Source organism: Microscilla marina ATCC 23134, from assembly GCF_000169175.1.
Classification (GTDB): domain Bacteria; phylum Bacteroidota; class Bacteroidia; order Cytophagales; family Microscillaceae; genus Microscilla; species Microscilla marina.
On record NZ_AAWS01000027.1, the window covers coordinates 14,180 to 34,407 of the forward strand.

Here is a 20,228-nt window from a genome sequence, read left to right on the forward strand (position 1 = left end):
AGGTGTTTTTTATAGGTACTACTTAAGCTAAAAAAAGCAGCCTCATTACTGAAACTGCTTTTTTTATTTTTAGGAAAGACAACGAATTTTTAATAATCAAATTGATTATTATTAGTTATCACTCCCACGCATGAAAAATCTTACAAAATCAACATGGCATCACCATAGCTAAAGAAACGATATTTTTCTTTTACGGCTACCTGATAAGCATCCATGATCAGCTCATAGCCGCCAAAGGCGCAGGCTGTCATCAATAAAGTAGATTCTGGTAAGTGGAAGTTAGTCACCAATGCATTAGGAATTTTAAACTCATAAGGCGGGAAAATAAACTTATCAGACCATCCTGCGTTTTCTTTCAGCAAACTATTGGCAGATACCGACGATTCCAGGGCTTTTACCACTGTAGTACCTATAGCACATACTCGCTTTTTGTTTGCCAAAGCATCATTCACCTTGTCGGTAGTGTTGGCAGGTACACTAAAGTTTTCTGAATCGGCTTTGTGTTTGGTGAGGTCTTCTACATCTACATCTCTGAAGGTACCCAAGCCTATGTGTAAGGTAACTGGGGTCATATCTATGCCTTTCAGTTCCAAACGTTTAATCAATTGCTTGGTAAAGTGCAAACCAGCAGTGGGTGCAGCTACCGCCCCTACATGCTCGGCAAAAATCGTTTGAAAACGCTCTCTGTCGTGGGCATCGGTTTTGCGTTGTTGGTAAATATGTTTGGGAAGTGGGGTTTCGCCCAGTTCGTCAATCAGTTGGTAAAACTCTTCGTCAGAACGATCAGTCAAAAAACGAATAGTTCGTCCGCGTGAAGTAGTATTATCTATCACTTCTGCCACCAATTCGCCATTGCCAAAAAACAGCTTATTGCCTACCCTTATTTTACGGGCGGGGTCTACCAATACATCCCACAAATGGGCTTCCTGGTTGAGTTCTCTCAACAGAAATACTTCAATCTGTGCGCCGGTTTTTTCTTTGCTACCAAATAGGCGAGCCGGAAAAACTTTGGTATCATTCACTACAAATACATCTCCCTCATCAAAGTAGTCCACAATGTCTTTGAAAACCTTGTGTTCTATCTTACCAGAATCACGGTGTATGACCATTAAACGTGACTCATCGCGGTTATCCGTCGGATGCAAAGCCAGTAAATCAGTGGGAAAGTCAAATTTAAACTCTGACAGTTTCATAAAAAGGCTTAAATATTTTAACTCCTGAACATCTTATTTAAATAAATATGCAAACATACACAAATGTTTGAAAAGATACTTATATTTGGAATTATAAATATAACCATGTGACCATTAAATTATGAGATTGATGCTATTTTTCAGGTTGATTCTGGAAAGTTTCAGCTTTGCCTTACAAGCCCTCCGATCTAATCTCCTCCGTACCACGCTCTCTCTATTAGGAGTAAGCATTGGTATTTTTGCCATTATCACTGTTTTCACGGTAGTAGATGCCTTAGAGCGAAAAATAAGAGACGATATGTCGTTTATAGGCGACAATGTAATGTATATTCAAAAATTTCCCTGGCAATTTGGCGGTGGAGCCTATCCCTGGTGGCGTTATTTTCGTCGTCCTTCCAATACTGTAGATGAATTTCGCTATTTGGAAAAAAACCTTCAGGAAGCCCAAGCCATTGCACTCATTGCAGGCAGGGGAGGCAATACCATCAAATACCGCAGCAATAGCCTTACGGCAGTCAATGTACGTGGGGTGTCTTTTCGTTATTCTGAAGTGTCAGAGATTCCGGTAGACAATGGGCGCTATTTCTCTCGACAAGAGGTAAACAGAGCCAATAATGTGGCGTTGATAGGTGCCACCATTGCCGAGACGTTATTTACCAGTGAAGATCCTATTGGTAAAAAAATAAAAGTAAAGGGACGCCCCTTTCAAGTAGTAGGGGTGATGAAAAAGGAGGGAAGTAGCATTTTTGGCTCTACCTCGCGTGACGAGCAAATCATTATACCTTATGGTTCTTTTGGTAAATTGTACCTGGTAGGACGCAAAGGCATTGAGCCCACCATTGCCCTCAAGGGAAAAGACAATGACGAAGGCTTGCTCAAGCTTGAAAGCAACGTAAGGGGCGTCTTACGCACCAAGAGAGGACTCAAACCTTATCAGGAGGATAACTTTGCCTTAAATCGTACCGAGGCATTTGCCGATGCAGTATCTTCGTTGTTTAGTGTGTTGCATTTTGCCGGGTGGATCATTGGCGGGTTCTCTATTTTGGTAGGAGCCTTTGGTATCGCCAATATTATGTTTGTTTCGGTAAAAGAGCGCACCAATATTATAGGGATTCAAAAATCTTTAGGCGCCAAAACCTATTTTATACTCTTCCAGTTTTTGTTCGAAGCCGTTTTTCTAAGTATGATTGGTGGGGCATTGGGGCTTTTGTTGGTATACCTGATCACTTTTATTCCTTTGGGTAGTATCCACATGACACTCACTGCGGGTAACATCATTTTAGGTTTGAGTGTATCATCTATTGTAGGTACTTTTGCCGGGATCATTCCTGCGTTAATGGCATCCCGCCTCAATCCTGTAATTGCTATCCGAGCTTCTTAGCTTTTGTCCAAAACATTGCCATGTTTTCTTATCAAGCACTCTATTGTCTCACTTAGGCGTTGAACGTAACACAGTAGAGTGCTTGCAATTAAATAATGCAGCCCCCTTTTAGTACACACCTGCCTTGCTTTACCCGGATAATTGGTAATAATACCGTCTACCCCCATATTCATCAGTCGACGCATATCTTTGGGTTGATTTACTGTCCATACGATTACTTGTTGATTTTGCGCATGTAGTTTTTCAATTACCTGCTGGGTGGTAAACCAATACATGGGGTTCACTGACTGCACATTTGTGTATTGATATAGACTGCCACTGCTCAGCCTTTTGTTAACGTGATAAGGTATAAATAAGGGCAGGTTGCCCACCACTAGTTGATGTTTACGCAAGGGAGATTTAAGCTTGTGCAAGTTTTCAATCACCTGTGTATCGAACGATTGTACAATGCACCAGTCATTGGCTTGGTGTTGGGTTATCAGCGTATTTATCTTACGGGCAATGCCTCTGCCACTTTGTTTTACCTCTATCAGAAGCTGCGCTTTGCCTTGTACTGCGGTAAGTACCTCGGTAAGGGTGGGTATTTTTTCGCCCACAAACGCAGCGTCAAACCAACTGCCTGCATCAAGCTTTTTTAGTTGAGCCAAGGTGAGTGCTGCTACCTTGCCTTGGCCATTAGTGGTGCGGTTTACGCTGGCATCGTGTATGACTACTATATGCTCATCTTTAGATAAAAACACATCTACTTCTATCATGTCAGCTTTTTGTTTGAGCGCCAACTCTATGGCAGCCAAAGTGTTTTCAGGAGCTTCGCCCGATGCCCCACGGTGGGCAATGATCAGAGGCCTGGTTGATGAACTGTTTGTGTAGGAACGAAACTTCTCTTTAAAGTAAAAGTCGCCACTGAGTATCACCAACCAAGCCAATAAAAAAAGGAAGCACAATATTTTAAACAACCAAGTACTGGACATACAAACGCTTATTTGACAGGTTTACCAGTAGCAAGCTCTAGCACAAAATCTTCCCAACCACTAGGGGGTGACCACTCTCCGGAACCATACACTTTCTCGCCTTGAAACTCATGAATCATTACCCCGTCTGTACCTAGTTCCCCATTGTGCCAATGCACGTCTCCCTGTGGGCTTACACAATGTACTCCTGAGCTATCGGTGATATAAAACAGCCCGTTTTTCTGGTAAATGTTGCCAAAGTATTGATTGAGTGGCAAGGTTAAAATGTGTTGTTGGCGGGCAATGTCAAACAAGTAAAAGTTGCATTGGTGCCCTACAGCTAAGATATTGTCTTGCAAGAGTGCTTTTTTGAAAGGACCACAAGGTTGTTTAAACTTAATTTCATAAAGCGCCTCTTTTATAAGCAAATATGTGGTATGAGTATAGGTTTTAGACTCATCGCCTGAGATAATTGTAGCAGCACGTGGATTGTTGTAATCAGCAGGAGGATCAAAAAATGTGTAGTTCATTATACAAAATATAAGTTCGTGAATATTTTGGGCAGAAAATAGTTTTTTTTAGGAAGAACGACGCATAGATGTATGGTTTTATGCAAAACAACATTTTAAAAACTTCCAAAAATGGGAAAAAGGGTAGTTTTTGAAAGATAAGTTAGTAGCCAGCAAAACAACAAAACCCCAATACCTGAGGCGATATTGGGGTTTTTAGGTGGTGATTCCTCTGGGGCTCGAACCCAGGACCCTCTCCTTAAAAGGGAGATGCTCTACCAACTGAGCTAAAGAATCATTATGGTCAAGAAAAAAACACTTGCTTCTTTTACAAGTGGGTTATATTTTGGTGATTCCTCTGGGGCTCGAACCCAGGACCCTCTCCTTAAAAGGGAGATGCTCTACCAACTGAGCTAAAGAATCATTCTGGTCAAGAAAAAAACACTTGCTTCTTTTGCAAGTAGGTTATATTTTGGTGATTCCTCTGGGGCTCGAACCCAGGACCCTCTCCTTAAAAGGGAGATGCTCTACCAACTGAGCTAAAGAATCATTCTAGTCAAGCAAAAAACACTTGCTTCTTTTACAAGTGGGTTATATTTTGGTGATTCCTCTGGGGCTCGAACCCAGGACCCTCTCCTTAAAAGGGAGATGCTCTACCAACTGAGCTAAAGAATCATTCTAGTCAAGCAAAAAACACTTGCTTCTTTTGCAAGTGGGGTATATTTTGGTGATTCCTCTGGGGCTCGAACCCAGGACCCTCTCCTTAAAAGGGAGATGCTCTACCAACTGAGCTAAAGAATCATTTTAGTCAAGAAAAAAACACTTGCTTCTTTTGCAAGTGGGGTATATTTTGGTGATTCCTCTGGGGCTCGAACCCAGGACCCTCTCCTTAAAAGGGAGATGCTCTACCAACTGAGCTAAAGAATCATTTTAGTCAAGAAAAAAACACTTGCTTCTTTTGCAAGTGGGGTATATTTTGGTGATTCCTCTGGGGCTCGAACCCAGGACCCTCTCCTTAAAAGGGAGATGCTCTACCAACTGAGCTAAAGAATCAACACTTTGTAAAATGAAAATCAATAGAGAAAAAAAAATCTTTGTAATCAACTATTACAAAGAGTCGCATTATTTGGTTAAATTGGTGATTCCTCTGGGGCTCGAACCCAGGACCCTCTCCTTAAAAGGGAGATGCTCTACCAACTGAGCTAAAGAATCATTTTTTTTGCTTTTACTGTGCTTTTTTTCGTAATTGCGGTGCAAAGTTAGGTGATGGATTTTAAAATGCAAAACTTCTCAAAGAAAAATTTCTTGTTTACTCTGATATGCTTCATTCTGGCAACGGTTAATTTGGGCTACTGCTTTGATAATGAGGCAGAAATGACAAAAGCCGACCGGTATTTTGCCAAAAAAAAGTATACCGAATCACTTGAGATATACGAAAAAATATTTCTCAAAAGTGGTAAAGCTTCGCCTAGCATGTTGCTTAAAATGGCGTTTATAAACGAGGGTTTAGGTGATTATACCCAAACCCTGTATTACCTGAGTTTACATTACGAGTACGCGCCCAGCAATGAGACTTTGTTGCGCATGGAAAAAATAGCCAAAAGTCAACAGTTACAAGGCTATGAATATTCTGACTTCGACTATGTAAAAGCGATCTTTCATAAGTACTATTTTTATTTCAATTTGTTAGTAGTACTTATTTTTGGAAGTATTTTCGGGTCGTTTATTTATCGTCTCAAGAAACAACGCCAGATCTCCAGTAGGCACGGAGTTACTTTTTTTATTGCTCTTATTGCGGTATTTATTTTATTCAATTTTACAGAGAGTAAACCCAAAGCTATCATTAAAAATGACAAAGTTTTTTTGATGAGTGCTCCCTCGGCTGCTTCTGAACTTAAGGCAAAAATGGGGAAGGGGCATCGCGTAGAAATTTTGAGTAAAAAAGATATATGGTATAAGGTAAAACTAGGCAAGCAAGTGGCTTACATTCGTGAAAATAACTTGCTTCAGATTTAGATTTTTATATACCCAGGACCCCTTATTAAGTATGTCTCAGTTGCGTGTTCCCACCAACCGATCGAAGAGGATGTAATTTAAAAGTACGTATTTATTTCTGGTGCACTCCTAATGCCCTTTCGGGAAACATTGCTTGCCATACATTTTGTAAACACGCCAGAGTTTTGGGATGCTGTTTGGTTTGTTGCCAATAGGCAAAGTTTACTTGTATGGCTACAGCATCTGTTTTTATTACATCAACTATCGCCTGATCGTTTTTGGGCAGTTGAGCGATGTAGTTCAGTTGTTCAAAAGCATTGAACCCAGCCATCACAGAGGTTTGCTGTATTTTTCCTGTATATTTTTCGCCATAATAAGCCGCCAATACCTGAATGTACCCGTGAATGTGTGTGTTAAACTCGGCGAGGCTTTCAGCAGGTATCCATAGTTCATTGTGTAAGTGCGCCCCCACATTTTGTACTTCAAACTGTGCTATGTATGCATCGTTAATATCAAAAGCAGTGACAAAGCCTGCATAACCCGACAATTCATCGTCCAGGTTCCAACGGGTAGCAATTTGGCGTGCATACTCAAAGTTGAGCACAGGGTAAAAAATAGGTTGCCATTGTAGGCGTGGTGGATAGGCTTTGGCATTGGCTGCCAAGATAAGCTCTAGTTCTTTGAGCCCTACCGGGCGATATAATTTCATTTGATCAATATTTAGTTATTAGAATATGTGTAAAATAACTCTAATATGTTCTTAAAAAGGCAAAGTTAATAAAACTCTGCCTGAATAAACTATTGGCTACTCTACAATTTTGACTTGCCCATGATTGAGTCTTATCTCACCTTTGCGGCGTTCGATTAGGTTGATAAACTGACTGCCATAAGGGGGGAGCTTAAGTAGTTGTTGTTTGAGGCGATAAATGCGTATGTTGAGATTGTATTGGTCAACATCTCGTAGCTCTTCTTTAGACAATTGTTCGATTAGTTGCTCTACCCATATCCAACCTTGCTCTTCAGGGGCAATCCCGGTGGCTATATCGGTTAATTTCTGGCGCGCCAGCATCAGTAATAGTTGGTTATAAGCACGCTCACCCAAATCTATTTCTATTTCTTTGATCAATATTTTGGCATGCACCCGTTCCTGATTGAGGCTTGGCTTGAGGATTACCCAAGCCTGTTGTCTGATATGTCCATAGTCAATTGTTTCGTAGGCAGGTTGGTTACTCAAAAATACCCACCTTTGATTGTTAAGTTCAAAAGTATATAAATCGTTTGGCTGAAAAATACTTCCACCAGCCTTGCAGGTCCAGCGTCCATCAGCGAGCAAAAAAAACACCTCTGGTGCCGTTTCATTAGGCAAAGCATAGGAACGCTGGTTTAGTACAATATATTCAGACGAGTCAAATGATTTAAGGTAGCTTTGTGGCGCTTCAAGGTCAACAATATGCCACTCTGCGGCCAACTCTTTTCCAAACTTAATGTTGCTGTGTTTATCAAGTTTAATTGCCCTGTTGTGTACCCTTTGTTTATTTACCAGAGTACCATTGCGGCTATGGTCTTTGAGGTACCAGTGGTGGTTGTGCCAATAAATATCGGCGTGTTTGTACGACACATCGGGTAAGTTTACTTTGGTGGTATTGTCTGAGCTCCTGCCAAATGTGTGTTGGTGGTGCAGGTACACCTTTTTTTTAGTCAAAATATGCTGAATAATTGCCATAGTGTTGTATGTAGATTGGTTGAAAAAGGAATTATAAAATCTTGGTAGCTAAGGTTTCGATATGCATCAGAGTTCAGAAAGCGAACTATGCGCAATTTTTGAAGTGAGTCAGAAAACAAAGCTCATCCCAAATAATAGCGCATTTACTTAATGTTTAAGGCATTAGGAATTCGTCTCGGCTTTTATAAACTGTTTTGCTGGGTTATTTGTGTGTTTTGTGGTTGGCCGTGGGTAGGCTCAAAACTGACCTGAGCGGGCAAAGTGTTTACATCAATGAGGGTGTATGCCCGGTACAATTGAATGGTCTTGCCTATGCGTGCACCGGCTTTTTTTTTGAGTGTCCAGCGTAGCAAGTTGCCCAATGGGTGGTGGTGCAATATCTTAGGCAACGACACAGCCTGAGGGCTGAGTTGTTGGCGCATAGCTTCGGTGGCATTACCCTTTACAATAGGGGCTCCCTTGAGGCACTCTAAAAAAATAAGTCCCCAGGCATACAAGTCGAGCTTTACAGTAGGCGGTGTTCCCTGAAGTTGTTCGGGAGCACTATAGGCAGGGGTGCCTGCCATCGTTTTGGTATCAATGCCAGTGGGTTGCAAGGTAAAAGTAGCAGCACCAAAATCAAGTAGTTTGATGTGAGGTACTGCCCCGGTGTGGCTAACCATGATGTTTTGTGGTTTAAGGTCACGGTGCACTATATGCAGGCTGTGTATACATACCAATGCATCGAGCAATTGCCCCATCAAGTGATAAGTCTCTGTGATGGTTAATCTGTTGTTTTTGAGGATTCTTTCTTTGAGGGTTTCCCCTGCCACATATTCAAATACAGCAAAGGGTTTTTTATCAGGGGTACACCCTTGGTCAAGCAACTTTACAATGTGTGGATGATCTATTTGGGCACAAAGTTGGGTTTCGTATGTCAAGTGGTGTTGAGTGTGTAATAAGGGGCGTTTTTTTTGTAATTTGATCGCCACCAACTGTCCTGTGTTGATGTGCTTGGCTTTGTAGATAACCCCAAAGCCTCCTTCTCCTGTCTTGCCAAGCAAGACATAGTTTGGGATAGATAAATTATGCATAGCTCATAAATTTTAAGAATGACACTTAATTTTTGACCTACTGGATAAGCAAGTCAATGTATGTTGTATTTTAACATTTTTTCTATAACCATAACCCATTTTTTTGTGATAAAATTGTATGTGTTATACAACTTAAACCTTATAGGTTTAAATTATTTAACCAATATTGAGTGTTTAATGATTTGATTATTAGTTGTTTGGAGTATATGGTTATATTTTGAAATATTTTTTTGAAATAAGTTGTTTAATTTTGCTGATATACTTCAAACAACTACAATTATTTTTTTCAGTGATCAGTCAGTTATGAAAGTTCTTATTATTACTCATCAACAAGACACGCAAGGTATACACTATGTAATTTGTGCTTTACAGCAGCAAGGAGCTACGGTGTTGCGGTTCGACAGCGACCTTTACCCTGCTCATATTCAGCTTGTGAGTACCTATGTAAACCATCAGGAACGGCTTAAGTTCATCTACCAAGGGCATGAACTAGAGCTTACCAATTTTGATGCTGTGTGGTACAGACGAATGCAGGTAGGGCGTACCTTGCCTGTAGCTATGACTACAGTACACCGGGCTTTGGCGGTAGCCGAAGCAGAGACTGCTTTGCAACAAATCTTGGGTAGTTGGGGCAAACAAAGGTTTGTGCTAGACCCGGTTACGCATATCAGGTATGCCGAAAATAAGCAACTACAATTAAAGATTGCCCAAAAAGTAGGGTTGAGTGTGCCTGCTACTTTGGTAACCAATTCGGTAAGTGAGGTGAGGGCTTTTGCCCAAAACTATGAATCAGTCATTTCTAAGATGCAGCACTCTTTTAGTATTTGTGAAAACAATGGAGAGGAATATCAGGTGTATAGCCACAAATGGCAACCTCAAGACCTGCGCAATATGGAAGGCTTGGAGTGGTCGCCTATGACATTTCAAGAGTATATTCCTAAAGCATACGAGCTAAGAGTGGTAGTTGTAGGTGAGCAGGTTTTTTGCGGCAAAATACCTTCGCAGCAGTCTGTCAGTGGGCGCACCGATTGGCGCAAAGATAGACAACTACTGGGCAAAATCACACCCTATCACTTGCCTGACAGTGTACGCCTTTGCTTATTGAAGTTGATGGATTTTTTTAAGCTCAATTATGGTGCAATAGATTTGATTAGAACCCCTGAAGGTCAGTATGTATTTTTGGAGGTGAACCCAGCTGGAGAATTTTGCTGGCTCGATGAAGTGTTTGATCATCAAATAGCCAATGCCATTGCTGGAGTACTTATGCATGCATTGAGGAGGCGGTCATCGAAATGAATACACATTCATTAGCTTAAATCATTTTATTAGGTGATCTTTTATAAATAATTTGAGCCATTAAAGTGTATCTATTGCCCTCATTCTTCTCAAAAAAAAAGCTTCATAGCTTTGGCTATGCACCGTTTTTTTTGAATCGTCTGAGAACAATATATTTTCTTGAATTGGCACATCTTATTTTTTCCAGATCACAGACACGTCAATATTTAACAATACTCCGCAGTACTTTTGGTGTAACTTCTCAATACGTGTTATTTAACTGTCTATCAAGTATTTACAACAGCGTATTTATTCTCTTTTTAGAGAATTTGTTAAATCCATTTTTTATAAACATCTGGTAATCAATGTTATAAAAAAAACACTGATTTAAAAAAGGTTTACGTAATGAGTTCCACTTGTTATAAAGTATTGATTATTAATTTCTTATGGCTATTGAGAAGTTACCTTTTGGTGAAAGTTGGTTGCTGGTAATCAGTCATTGATGAATTTAAAAACTATTTAACTGGTTGGTGTAGGCTAAAACTGAAACCCTTTTAAAAATAAAGTGAGTATACAGTCTTAATAGTAAAATACTGATTAATTTCGTTGAGCTCACAAGTTCGATTTACAGTATTTAACAAGGTAAACATTTACTCGAATCAGCTATGGACTACCGACTAAATACTATGGACTATTGTATTTAAGCAAGCAATTGGCTAAAGCCAAAAAAAGGGACAAGCAAAATGCCTGTCCCTTTCTCAAATTAATTACACATAATCATTGCACGTCCCACCATAGTTTGACGCCAAATAAACCGTCTACCACACCAGTGGTTGCCTGGTTTACATTTGCCGTATTAACGGCCGCCTCGCTCGATGGGAAAAATAGTCTTACCGGAAGACCTTTGCCCGGAAATGCTGACTTGGGAACTTCAGTCAAAGCCGGAAAATCGGTTCTTCGTTGTTCAGCGTACGCCTCATTACCTTGCATAAACAGGGCTACCCACTTTTGCTCGGCAATCAATTGTGCCTTGGCTTCGGTCGTAGCAGCATTATCAAAATTAACATTGGCTTCGGTCAGGTATGTACCCAAGGTACCCGAATGTTTGGCAACACTCTGAGTAATGGCCTCTTCGTAAGCTTGCTTAGCAGTCCAGCTTCCTGTGTTCCAGCCATTGTTGGCAGCTTCGGCAATGATAAACAACACCTCAGCATAGGTTTGCAAGTACAAAGGACTCGCTAAGTTGCCTACAAAAGCATCGCCCAATAGCGAAACTTTTGATTGTGCCAATAGGTCACCACCACTAGGTTGTCCCACATATTCAGGGGTACCTGCATCCTTACTTTCTTTAGTGGGGTTGGCATATATCGCCAAGCGAGGGTCGTTACGTGCTACCAAATAGTCAATGAGGGTTTTACTTGGTCCTCCATTGATGTTTGAGTTGTAGCCTTGTATCAAAGGGTTACGTTGTCCAGATTCATCTACATAAGCCATTTGAGCGTCATCGCTGTTGCTGTCAAAAATTGGGAATTGAGTAGGATTGCTCAATACCTCGGCAATGCCTGTTTGAGCAGTGGCAGGGTCAGCCTTAGAGATTCTGATGTATAGTCTCAGCAACAATGAATTACAAAACTTTTTCCACTGAGCTATGTTGCCTCCATACAAAAAATCACCTTTAGTAATAGGGTCAGTAGACGCATCAAATAAAGCATTTGCTGCCTTGAGTTCAGCAATAAGTCCAGTATAAATGTCTTGTTGCTTGTCATAGGCTGGGTTCAACGTACCTACCTGCCCAGTTTCGCTATCAAACCCTTGCAAAGCCTTAGAGTAAGGAACATCTCCCCACAAATCAGTGGCAGTTTGAAAAGCATATACCCTCAATACTGTAGCAATAGCTTGCATATTGGGACGGCTATCTTTTTTGGCATCGTCAATTAAAATCTGGGCATTGATTAATACCCGCGAATACAACTCGCTCCATACACTGCCCACGTTGGAGTCACGAGGGCGGTAAATATCAGAGTCAGGGAACACAAAATTAGCAATGTGCTGTGTCCAGTGTGCCGAAATACCAAAACCAGCGGTGTTCTGGGTAGTACCCACCACACGTCTGATGACGTTACCCAATACGTTTTCGGCAGGGGCTTTGGTCAGGTTGTTAGGGTTGCTATTGATCTCGTCAAAGTCGTTGGTGCAGCCAAATAGCATAGCAGCCACTACCAGCATCAGACAAACACTTTTATTAAATATTTTCATTGATTCTTATCGTTAAATCTTTTGAGTAAAATTGAGCTTTTTTAGTTACAAGATTTTTGCTACCAACGGCCAGTGCTTGCGAGGGCTCTTGTCGTTGGTAGCTTGAAAATCGCTTAAAACTTGGCGTTTACACGAACTCCTAACGTGCGGGCAGAAGGTGTAGAGATATACTCAAACCCAATATTGTTTACACCACTCGCACTAAACCCTGTTTCGGGGTCTACATTTGGAATGTTAGACTTGATTAACCACAAATTACGTCCATAGAATGAAATACGCAGTTTTTGCAGTCTCAAATTATTAACCCATTTTTGTGGGAAAGTATAGCCTAAGGTCAATGAACGTAATTTGATAAAGCTGGCATCATACACGTACTCATCGTGTCTACCGTATAGGTTGCCATAGTAGTCTTGTGGCAATACTTTGGTAGTGTTTACCTCGCCACTCTCTGTCACACTGTTAGGTACTACAAAGCCGTCTTCGCGGTTGTTTCCGGTAGCTTCAAACTGCCCGGCAGCGTGTCCATAGTAGTTGGTTCCAGAGAATAAATCGCCACCGTGACGAATGTCAATCAAGAAGTTAAAGTCAAAACCTTTGAAACGAAAGGTGTTAGAAATACCGCCAGTCCACTCAGGGGTGGCGTTGCCCAATACGCCCAAATCAGCAGTTAATAAAGGCATTCCGGCTTGGTCTACTATAACTCGTCCCTGGTCATCTCTTCTTTGCGAACGTCCTAAGATACTTCCAAACGGCTGTCCTGGCTGGGCTTCTACGATGATACCAAAGAAGCTACCCAACTGAAAACTTTCAATTTGACCGTTAGGATCAAGTGATACTACCGAGTTTTGGTTGCGGGCATAGTTTACCTGAATATCCCACTGAAAATCGCCTGGCTTTTTAGCCTTGAACGGGGTGGCAGAGAGTTGCACTTCTACCCCTTTGTTGTCTAGCCGACCAGCATTGATCAAAGCACTGCCATAACCCGAAGCACGTGAAACTGGTAAGTAAATGATTTGGTTTTCGGTTTTAGACTGGTAGTAAGTTACATTTATTCCAACACGTCGGTTAAAAAACTGAAGATCAGCTCCAATTTCAGTAGTAGTAGTCAGCTCATTTTTGAGGTCAGGGTTAGGAATTACATTAGATACTCTGAACAAGTTTACATCTCTGAAGGTGTTCGTTTCAGACACATAAATAGGATCCAGTTGATAAGGTTGTCCACCTGCACCTGCTGTGGCATAGTTTACCAATATTTTTCCAAAGCTAAACCATTTTGGAAGTTGCTCCGACAATAGTTCGCTAAACACTACCGAACCACGGGCTGAGTAATATAAGAACGATTGATTGGATTGGGGCAAGGTAGAGTTCCAGTCGTTACGCAAAGAAAACCCTGCACTAATGGCGCGATCAAACAAAAATGTTGCATCAGCAAACAAACTTTGAATCTCAAGTTCAGAATTGAATGTAGTGATTGGAGTTTCACCTTGAGCGTTGTCAAAAGAGTAGTTATTGGCTGTAATCAATGCAAGCGCACTATTGGTGTTCGACTCAGTCTTACTATTCATTCGGTTGGCACCCAATAAGAAGTTTATATTGAGGCGTTGCGATAAGTTTTTGTTTCCTAAAAGAGCAATCTCTTGATTGATCTCATTAACAAAGTACCCTTGTTGAAAAATTCGTCCTTCATCACGAGGTACCCAAGTACCTTTAGCTACGCGTTGCTTGCGGGTTTCACGGTAAAAATCGTTCATCACTCTACCACGTAGTTTAATGCCTTTAGCCAATTCATAGGAAAGTGTTGCCGCCCCGTTTATTCTGTCTCTTCTCAATGAGTTGGTATTTTTATGCAGTGTCCAATAAGGATTGTCAGAATAGTAAGTCAACCAGTTTTTTTGTGTACCATCTGGGTTTTCGTAGTTGTCTTTCAGGTGTTTTGCAAAGTCAATCTGGCGTCCTCCCCAAATAAATTGGTTGGTAGGGTTAGAGTAACCTCCGTTGGAGCTACCATACCCCACTACTGGGCGGTTGCCCGAATTGGTAGCAGTATATGTAGCAGTCAAAGAACCACTTAGTCTGTCAGTTAACTTGAAACCTGCTTTAGTAGTTACTACATCGCGCGACAAGTCAGTGTTAGGCATCATTCCTTTGTGGTCAAATCTCGTATATCCAACCCTGATGTGGTTTTTCAAACCTCCTGAAGTAATGGCTACATTGTGGGTAGTGGCTACTCCTGTCTCAAAAAAGTCACGGAAGTTGTTAGGGGCAGCTACCCAAGGTTGTTGCTTGCCGTGAAACTGGTCTCTTGGTTGACCGTCAAACTTAGGTCCCCAGCTTTGGTCAGCCCAGTCAGCGGTTCCTCCACCACTACCATCTACCCATTCAAACTGACCGTTCCAACCTTGTCCATATTGGTTCTGAAACTTAGGCGTTACAAAAGGACGCTCAAGCGCTAGGTTAAAGTTATAGTCAATGCCAATGCCTTTTTTACCTTTACCAGTCTTGGTGGTAATCAAGATTACCCCGTTACCTCCACGAGCTCCATACAAAGCAGTAGCGGCAGGCCCTTTCAATACCGATACACTGGCTACATCGTCAGGGTTAATATCGGCGGCAGCGTTACCGTAATCTACCCCGTTGCCCCATCCTTGTACGTTGCTCGATGAGTTGTCATAAGGTATTCCATCTACTACAAACAAAGGTTGGTTGTTGCCCGCAAGCGAGGTATATCCACGCAAAATAATTCGTGCTGATGAACCTACTCCCCCTGATGAACCTGTTACCTGTGCTCCGGCAATTTGTCCCGATAGTGAGTTGATTACATTGTTGTCACGGGCATCAGTTAAGTCAGATGGTTTGATGCTCTGTACAGCATAACTCAGGGTAGCTTTTTCTTTGCTTACTCCCAAGGCTGTTACTACCACCTCATCTAGTTCTTCGGCGTCTGTAGCCAGTTTTATATCGAACTTAGTTTGTGCTCCTACTACAATTTCTTGCTTGGCAAAGCCAATAGCCGAAATCACCAACGTAGGGTTGGCACTTTGCAAGGTCAAACTAAAACTTCCGTCAGTATTGGTAGCAGTTCCGTTGTTGGTGTTTTTTTCCAGTACGGTGGCTCCTGGAATTACCTCACCTTTAGGGTCTGTTACTTTTCCAGTAATTGTAGTAGACTGAGCCTGTGCATGCATAATGGCAATACATAAGGCTATAATTGTAAATAAATACTTTTTCATAATAACTAATCAGTAGTAAATTGGTTTATCATTAATTAATTGGTTTGTTCTATTATGGAACTATTTTTATTCTCAAAATCTGGATTTAGAAGGTAGGTGTCGTTCTTTGTAAAAAAGTACAATGCAAAAGTAGAAGGGTTAAAACTCTGTTTCTATCACAATTTTACCTGAAATCAGTATTATTTTGATAGATATATGGTTTAATTGGGTAATAGCCGGGTTAATTTGTGTAAAGTGTGGTGTTTACTGGTTGAATTAGAATATTATTTGGTGTGTAGGAATTGGTTTAGGGTATGTTTAAAAATTAAATTTTATGCTTTTTCAAAACGATGAAGTAAAATTTGGTAATTAGCCCATAAAATCTGGGCTTCGACACTATTTGCTGTTTTTTATACTTTAGAGTGTCTTCTAAAGTAATTTAGCCACGCAAACGATCTTTCTCTTCGCTGATAAAAGGTACTAGCTTAATACCTTGACTATCAATGAAAATTATACTTAGAGTAGCAGTTTTGCCTTGATGACTTTGATCTTGCTGATTTAAGGCTGCATTAATTCACTTAAGGATACCATCTGATTTGGGAATGTGAAAATAATAGTAAACGCTTTGACAAGGAGGATATCTTGATTCCAAATTACGCCATTGTTAGAATATTGCATTTGAAACTTTGCGCAAATTATATTTACGTTTATACTTGGTTGTTGGAAATACCTGTTCTGTTAAACAAACAAATATTTAAAAACAAAGATGGGTTTACTGGGATAAGATTCTTAGCATCCAACGACTTTTCTTTACCTGCTGAGGATTTTTCTACAATCTTCAAAAAACGGGGGAGTTGCGTAATAATATTAGTTAATAAGTCAAACTAAATGCCAATACCTTATTTATTTAGTTTTCGTATCTTAAGTGCCTGTTTATCAAAAGCTTGACATAAGTAAATTCTTTTTCAGACTTAAAACCCTTGAAAATTTCTTGATTATATTTTACGATATATAGTGGGTTTTACTACCTGTCGTAACATTTCCTTCCATTATACCCCTAAACGTAGTCGTACTTTTAGCCTGTACCAAATAAATACTGCCCTGTCAACCCCTCAAATGCCTACGGTTATATAATAAATGTAAAGAAAGTAAAATAAGAGTATGTTTAAATTTTGCCTTCGGAGTTAAAAGGGGTGAAGTAGGGTAGATTGATTCCCTACTTTACCCTATTCGATTGAGAACAAGCCTATACTGAGGCAGGGGGGAGGAGTTTAGAGAAGACTTTCCAATAGGAGTATGTCATTCTCACCTAAAGCAACTATAGGTAGCCTTCTTTTTATGCTATTTATTACCTCAGGTTTTTATCTTGCTTTGATTACATCTGCTACATACACCACGCGGGTATCGTTTTTTTTGGCAGCATTGCTCATTGTTGCCTGAGCAAAGCTGACCTCCATAAAACCTTCTTTGTGTTCTTTGGTAATGGTGCCTTGTTTCAACGCTAAAAAGCCACCATCTACAGGCAAGTAAGGGAATATGACCTGGTCGCCTATACTCAACTTTCTTCCATTGTAATCTTTCATAGTCGTATTTTGATGTTTATTTTTGTGAAGATATCTTTCTTGAATTAATACAAGCTGTATTATTAGCTGTAAACGTAAAAAAAGGGATACAAGGTTTGGCTAAACAAAAGTTTTGAACAGAACTTATACCTGTTGTCAAAACAGTTAATGAAGCTACTAATAGCTTAAGGTATAACTGGTTGGGTTAGCCCTGTATTTTCAAAACTTTACTCTCCTGTTTTGCCTATGACACAAAAAAACGTGCAACAGCCCGAAAGGGTCATCACACGTTCATCAAAATTTGATGTTATGTTGATAATAGCTTATTTTTTATCAATCAAGCGAGAAAGCGCGGCAGATATAGAGCGTAAGCTGCCCGATTTCTCACTCAAAATATCATTGGCTTCGTTTACTCCAGCTACCCCTTTGTTCATTATGCCATTTACTTCTACCACAATATTGTTGGCATCTTCCATTACCTTGGCAGCCATTTCTTTTTGCTTGCCACTAAAACGCATTGCTTGCACTTTTTTTTGTTTTTCTTTTACAGCGGCAAGCTCTTTCTTAATGCTCGAAAGCTTCTCTATAAAAGGCGCTTCAAGTATTGTGTTGGCTTCGGCAAGCAAGCTGGCTTTTTCCTTGCCGTTGCTCATCTCGTTTGCTTGATTGATTTTTTGTTGGGCTTTTTTGAGTTCCAACATCAATATGTTCTTAAATGCGGGAAACTCTTTAGCCAATGCTTCCATCTTTTTTTTGTTTCCCTCAATGGATACTTTTTCGCTTTTAATTTCTCCGCTATTGCCACAGGCACTCATTGCCAACATGGTGACAATGATAAAATACACCCTTTTCATTACTTTCATTTTGTTCTATTTTTTATCATTTAAACAGTTCTGCACGACACTTTAAGTGTGCTTATTCTTTTACAAATTTACCAAATTAAGTGTTAAACGCTGGAATTAGCAAACAGATTTGTTAATCAACCGTTACTTTGTTTGCTTTGCAAGCTTTTTAATCAAAACCCTTTACGCATCAAACTACATTATTTGCTACCATGACACTGAAACTTAAAAATACGAGCCCTGAAAAACCAGCCATTGACCTGAGCAAAACCCCTGTCAGTCGGTTGTTTTTTTCGTATTACTTTCCTGCGGTTGTTTCTATGCTTTCGGTGACTGTTCACCAAATAGCTGATGGGCTTATACTTGGACAAAAAGTGGGCAAAGACGGAGTGGCTGCCATTGGATTATACGCACCTGTACTTATTATTTTTATTGCTATAGTATTGATGCTCATGATAGGGGGAGGCATTTTGTTTGCAAAAAATATTGGGTTGGGTCGCCCAGACAAAGCCTTGGAGGTTTTTCAGTTTGCCACTACTATTAGTCTTGTATTGGGAGGAATAGTAGCCTTAAGTGCCCCTTGGCTTGCTGAGCCGATGACCAGGTTGTTGGCAGGCAACGAATCAGGCAAAGTGTTTACTTATACGCTCGACTATACTTTTTGGGCGTTGTTATGGTTACCCATATTTTTATTGAGGGTATTATGGGGTGGCTTTACCAACAACGATCAGGCACCGAAGGTAAGCCGCAATGCTACTTTACTGGCTTCGGTGTGCAATATTGGACTCGACTTGTTGTTTGTGATGGTATTTAACTGGGGAGTTGCCGGGGCGTCTATTGCTACCGGAATATCACTATTGATAGCATTGCTTTATATTGGCTTTTACATAGCAAAAGGTAAAAAAAACCTACATTTTCAGGGGTTTCGCTTGCGTTTCAGGTTGGGCGAATGGCAACAGTTTTTTTTGTTGGGGCTTCCCTCTTTTGCTTCAGAAATTGCCTTTGCGGTAGGCTTTATTATTGTTAACCAAAGTTTGATTGGTTATGGCAAACTTGCCGTAGCTGCTTTTGGGGTAATCAATTACCTCAGTTTTATATTTTTCAGGTTTCTGGTAGCAGTATTCATAGCCATGCAGCCCATTATCTCTTTTAATGTGGGAGCTGGTAAGCCCGATCGGGTACTGGCTATTCTTAAGTTTTGCATGTTGTTTGCGTTGGGTTTAGGGTGTTTTATCACCTTGTTAGGTAGCTTTACCAGTCAACCATTGTTACACTTATTTTCGGGCAATGCGTCGTCCGCCTTTTACGAACTTGCCAACCCCGCATTTAGCATTTATTTTTGGTTATTTGTTGGTTTGGGAGTTAACAATGTGTTGTCGTTGTATTTGCAAACTATAGGCAAAACCCTGTTGGCTATAGCAATGAATGTTACCCGAAGCATTGGTTTGGTACTTTTGTTTGTATGGTTCCTACCTAGTGTGATGGGTATTCATGGGATATGGGCTGCCAAGCCAGTGGCGGAGCTTGCCACTATATTGTTGATGGGAGCATTTACATTGGTCTACCGAAAGCATTATTACAGCCACGATGCCATTGTACAACAAAACAAAAACTAAGGGCTAAAAACTACAGTTACCTCAGTATAGTGCCTACAGGGAGTACCATTTATGTTGGGAGCCAAGGTATATTGTCCTTTGACATGGTGCACTTGCTCAAAATCATAGTTTTTTTTGAGCCATTGTCCAGTCCAGGTTTGGCGTGCTGCCTCTGGTTCACTCAGTTCTTGCGCTAATCCTTTGTTGAACGTGTTCAAGTTGTCGGAGATACCACTGCCTGCTACCCAGGTAGATTTGAAACGCTCAAAGTTTTTTCCGGAATTTATTTCAGTATCAATCAACAAACGAAGTACATAGCTTCCCCTGACGTGTGGGTCAAGGTAGTGGCCGTGTTTGTCTTTCATGGTGAGTATTCCTGTAAAGGTACCATCATCCTTGATAGACCCCTTGCCCAGTTGTTTGAGAATGGGGCGACCAGTAGCCGCAGACAGGTGTCCATTGTCAAATTTTACAAACAGTAAACCCTCCTCGTCTCTAAATACGTGGTATATAATTCCTTTAGATGTGGCTTTGTCGATAAGTTGCATGTAGTGTCAAAGTACATACTTTTTGCGAAAATACCAACCTCAGGAAAACCTTGTGAAATAGTTTTTTTTTGCTAATTTTATCAATATTCGTTTTTGTGCCAATGCTCATAACAAAAA

At 40.6% G+C, this 20,228-nt stretch carries 15 protein-coding genes and 8 tRNA genes; 4 read left to right on the forward strand and 19 right to left on the reverse strand.

All coding sequences use genetic code 11. The features are described 5' to 3' along the window. Positions 1-140: 140 nt before the first annotated feature. Positions 141-1,193 carry a tRNA preQ1(34) S-adenosylmethionine ribosyltransferase-isomerase QueA gene (queA, locus tag M23134_RS22350; protein ID WP_004156338.1) on the reverse strand — a complete coding sequence of 351 codons (1,053 nt, stop codon included), beginning with the start codon at positions 1,191-1,193 and terminating at the stop codon, positions 141-143. Positions 1,194-1,323: 130 nt separating this feature from the next. On the opposite strand from queA, the gene M23134_RS22355 reads away from it, so the two are divergent. Further along, on the forward strand, positions 1,324-2,574 hold the full coding sequence (locus M23134_RS22355; protein ID WP_004156339.1) for an ABC transporter permease: 1,251 nt from the start codon (positions 1,324-1,326) through the stop codon (positions 2,572-2,574). Here M23134_RS22355 and M23134_RS22360 read toward each other — a convergent pair. The 10 genes from M23134_RS22360 to M23134_RS22405 form a co-directional block, all read right to left on the reverse strand. After that, a complete protein-coding gene (locus M23134_RS22360; RefSeq protein ID WP_004156341.1) occupies positions 2,571-3,545 on the reverse strand; it encodes a glycerophosphodiester phosphodiesterase in 975 nt (324 codons plus the stop codon). The two genes, M23134_RS22355 and M23134_RS22360, sit on opposite strands and share 4 nt — an antisense overlap. A gap of 8 nt (positions 3,546-3,553) precedes the next feature. Beyond that, entirely contained in the window at positions 3,554-4,054 is a 501-nt protein-coding gene (locus tag M23134_RS22365; protein WP_004156343.1) for a hypothetical protein, read from the reverse strand. 200 nt (positions 4,055-4,254) lie between these two features. Continuing rightward, positions 4,255-4,330 (reverse strand) — tRNA-Lys (locus M23134_RS22370). Positions 4,331-4,380: 50 nt separating this feature from the next. Beyond that, a tRNA-Lys gene (locus tag M23134_RS22375) sits at positions 4,381-4,456 on the reverse strand. Positions 4,457-4,506: 50 nt separating this feature from the next. After that, positions 4,507-4,582: transfer RNA gene (locus M23134_RS22380), tRNA-Lys, on the reverse strand. Between the two features lie 50 nt (positions 4,583-4,632). Further along, positions 4,633-4,708, reverse strand: a tRNA-Lys gene (locus tag M23134_RS22385). A gap of 50 nt (positions 4,709-4,758) precedes the next feature. Further along, positions 4,759-4,834, reverse strand: a tRNA-Lys gene (locus tag M23134_RS22390). A 50-nt stretch (positions 4,835-4,884) separates the two neighbouring features. After that, positions 4,885-4,960: transfer RNA gene (locus M23134_RS22395), tRNA-Lys, on the reverse strand. A gap of 50 nt (positions 4,961-5,010) precedes the next feature. Continuing rightward, a tRNA-Lys gene (locus tag M23134_RS22400) sits at positions 5,011-5,086 on the reverse strand. 83 nt (positions 5,087-5,169) lie between these two features. Beyond that, a tRNA-Lys gene (locus M23134_RS22405) sits at positions 5,170-5,245 on the reverse strand. A gap of 162 nt (positions 5,246-5,407) precedes the next feature. Here M23134_RS22405 and M23134_RS22410 point away from each other — a divergent pair. Beyond that, complete coding sequence (locus M23134_RS22410; RefSeq protein ID WP_157558596.1) at positions 5,408-6,049, forward strand: SH3 domain-containing protein; 642 nt, start codon at positions 5,408-5,410, stop codon at positions 6,047-6,049. Between the two features lie 91 nt (positions 6,050-6,140). On the opposite strand, the gene M23134_RS41855 is transcribed toward M23134_RS22410, so the two are convergent. The 3 genes from M23134_RS41855 to M23134_RS22425 all read right to left on the reverse strand — a co-directional run bounded on the left by M23134_RS41855 (position 6,141) and on the right by M23134_RS22425 (position 8,824). Then, on the reverse strand, positions 6,141-6,737 hold the full coding sequence (locus M23134_RS41855; protein ID WP_004156346.1) for a hypothetical protein: 597 nt from the start codon (positions 6,735-6,737) through the stop codon (positions 6,141-6,143). A gap of 96 nt (positions 6,738-6,833) precedes the next feature. Next, positions 6,834-7,751 carry an FHA domain-containing protein gene (locus M23134_RS22420; RefSeq protein ID WP_004156347.1) on the reverse strand — a complete coding sequence of 306 codons (918 nt, stop codon included), beginning with the start codon at positions 7,749-7,751 and terminating at the stop codon, positions 6,834-6,836. A 182-nt stretch (positions 7,752-7,933) separates the two neighbouring features. After that, complete coding sequence (locus M23134_RS22425; RefSeq protein WP_004156348.1) at positions 7,934-8,824, reverse strand: protein kinase domain-containing protein; 891 nt, start codon at positions 8,822-8,824, stop codon at positions 7,934-7,936. 303 nt (positions 8,825-9,127) lie between these two features. Here M23134_RS22425 and M23134_RS22430 point away from each other — a divergent pair, with 303 nt between their 5' ends. Then, complete coding sequence (locus tag M23134_RS22430) at positions 9,128-10,120, forward strand: MvdC/MvdD family ATP grasp protein (protein WP_004156352.1); 993 nt, start codon at positions 9,128-9,130, stop codon at positions 10,118-10,120. Between the two features lie 756 nt (positions 10,121-10,876). On the opposite strand, the gene M23134_RS22435 is transcribed toward M23134_RS22430, so the two are convergent. The 4 genes from M23134_RS22435 to M23134_RS22450 all read right to left on the reverse strand — a co-directional run bounded on the left by M23134_RS22435 (position 10,877) and on the right by M23134_RS22450 (position 17,989). Further along, on the reverse strand, positions 10,877-12,355 hold the full coding sequence (locus M23134_RS22435; RefSeq protein WP_004156354.1) for a SusD/RagB family nutrient-binding outer membrane lipoprotein: 1,479 nt from the start codon (positions 12,353-12,355) through the stop codon (positions 10,877-10,879). A gap of 113 nt (positions 12,356-12,468) precedes the next feature. Continuing rightward, positions 12,469-15,585, reverse strand: a complete 3,117-nt coding sequence (locus M23134_RS22440) for a SusC/RagA family TonB-linked outer membrane protein (protein WP_004156356.1) — start codon at positions 15,583-15,585, stop codon at positions 12,469-12,471. A 1,340-nt stretch (positions 15,586-16,925) separates the two neighbouring features. Next, positions 16,926-17,147 carry a hypothetical protein gene (locus M23134_RS22445; RefSeq protein WP_004156358.1) on the reverse strand — a complete coding sequence of 74 codons (222 nt, stop codon included), beginning with the start codon at positions 17,145-17,147 and terminating at the stop codon, positions 16,926-16,928. Positions 17,148-17,449: 302 nt separating this feature from the next. Beyond that, positions 17,450-17,989, reverse strand: coding sequence for a hypothetical protein (locus tag M23134_RS22450; RefSeq protein WP_004156359.1), 540 nt, complete (start codon positions 17,987-17,989; stop codon positions 17,450-17,452). A gap of 191 nt (positions 17,990-18,180) precedes the next feature. Here M23134_RS22450 and M23134_RS22455 point away from each other — a divergent pair, with 191 nt between their 5' ends. Then, positions 18,181-19,584 (forward strand): MATE family efflux transporter, encoded by a 1,404-nt coding sequence (locus M23134_RS22455; RefSeq protein ID WP_004156360.1) that lies wholly within the window; start codon positions 18,181-18,183, stop codon positions 19,582-19,584. Here the strand turns inward: M23134_RS22455 and M23134_RS22460 are convergent. Then, positions 19,581-20,111: a hypothetical protein gene (locus tag M23134_RS22460; RefSeq protein ID WP_004156361.1), complete on the reverse strand. Its 531-nt coding sequence runs from the start codon at positions 20,109-20,111 to the stop codon at positions 19,581-19,583. The genes M23134_RS22455 and M23134_RS22460 overlap by 4 nt on opposite strands. Between the last annotated feature and the right edge of the window lie 117 nt (positions 20,112-20,228).

Bases quoted from the DNA above. Each gene is read 5' to 3' on its own strand.
- queA (WP_004156338.1), bottom strand. From the start codon at position 1,193: ATGAAACTGTCAGAGTTTAAATTTGACTTTCCCACTGATTTACTGGCT.
- M23134_RS22355 (WP_004156339.1), top strand. From the start codon at position 1,324: ATGCTATTTTTCAGGTTGATTCTGGAAAGTTTCAGCTTTGCCTTACAA.
- M23134_RS22360 (WP_004156341.1), bottom strand. From the start codon at position 3,545: ATGTCCAGTACTTGGTTGTTTAAAATATTGTGCTTCCTTTTTTTATTG.
- M23134_RS22365 (WP_004156343.1), bottom strand. From the start codon at position 4,054: ATGAACTACACATTTTTTGATCCTCCTGCTGATTACAACAATCCACGT.
- M23134_RS22410 (WP_157558596.1), top strand. From the start codon at position 5,408: ATGACAAAAGCCGACCGGTATTTTGCCAAAAAAAAGTATACCGAATCA.
- M23134_RS41855 (WP_004156346.1), bottom strand. From the start codon at position 6,737: ATGAAATTATATCGCCCGGTAGGGCTCAAAGAACTAGAGCTTATCTTG.
- M23134_RS22420 (WP_004156347.1), bottom strand. From the start codon at position 7,751: ATGGCAATTATTCAGCATATTTTGACTAAAAAAAAGGTGTACCTGCAC.
- M23134_RS22425 (WP_004156348.1), bottom strand. From the start codon at position 8,824: ATGCATAATTTATCTATCCCAAACTATGTCTTGCTTGGCAAGACAGGA.
- M23134_RS22430 (WP_004156352.1), top strand. From the start codon at position 9,128: ATGAAAGTTCTTATTATTACTCATCAACAAGACACGCAAGGTATACAC.
- M23134_RS22435 (WP_004156354.1), bottom strand. From the start codon at position 12,355: ATGAAAATATTTAATAAAAGTGTTTGTCTGATGCTGGTAGTGGCTGCT.
- M23134_RS22440 (WP_004156356.1), bottom strand. From the start codon at position 15,585: ATGAAAAAGTATTTATTTACAATTATAGCCTTATGTATTGCCATTATG.
- M23134_RS22445 (WP_004156358.1), bottom strand. From the start codon at position 17,147: ATGAAAGATTACAATGGAAGAAAGTTGAGTATAGGCGACCAGGTCATA.
- M23134_RS22450 (WP_004156359.1), bottom strand. From the start codon at position 17,989: ATGAAAGTAATGAAAAGGGTGTATTTTATCATTGTCACCATGTTGGCA.
- M23134_RS22455 (WP_004156360.1), top strand. From the start codon at position 18,181: ATGACACTGAAACTTAAAAATACGAGCCCTGAAAAACCAGCCATTGAC.
- M23134_RS22460 (WP_004156361.1), bottom strand. From the start codon at position 20,111: ATGCAACTTATCGACAAAGCCACATCTAAAGGAATTATATACCACGTA.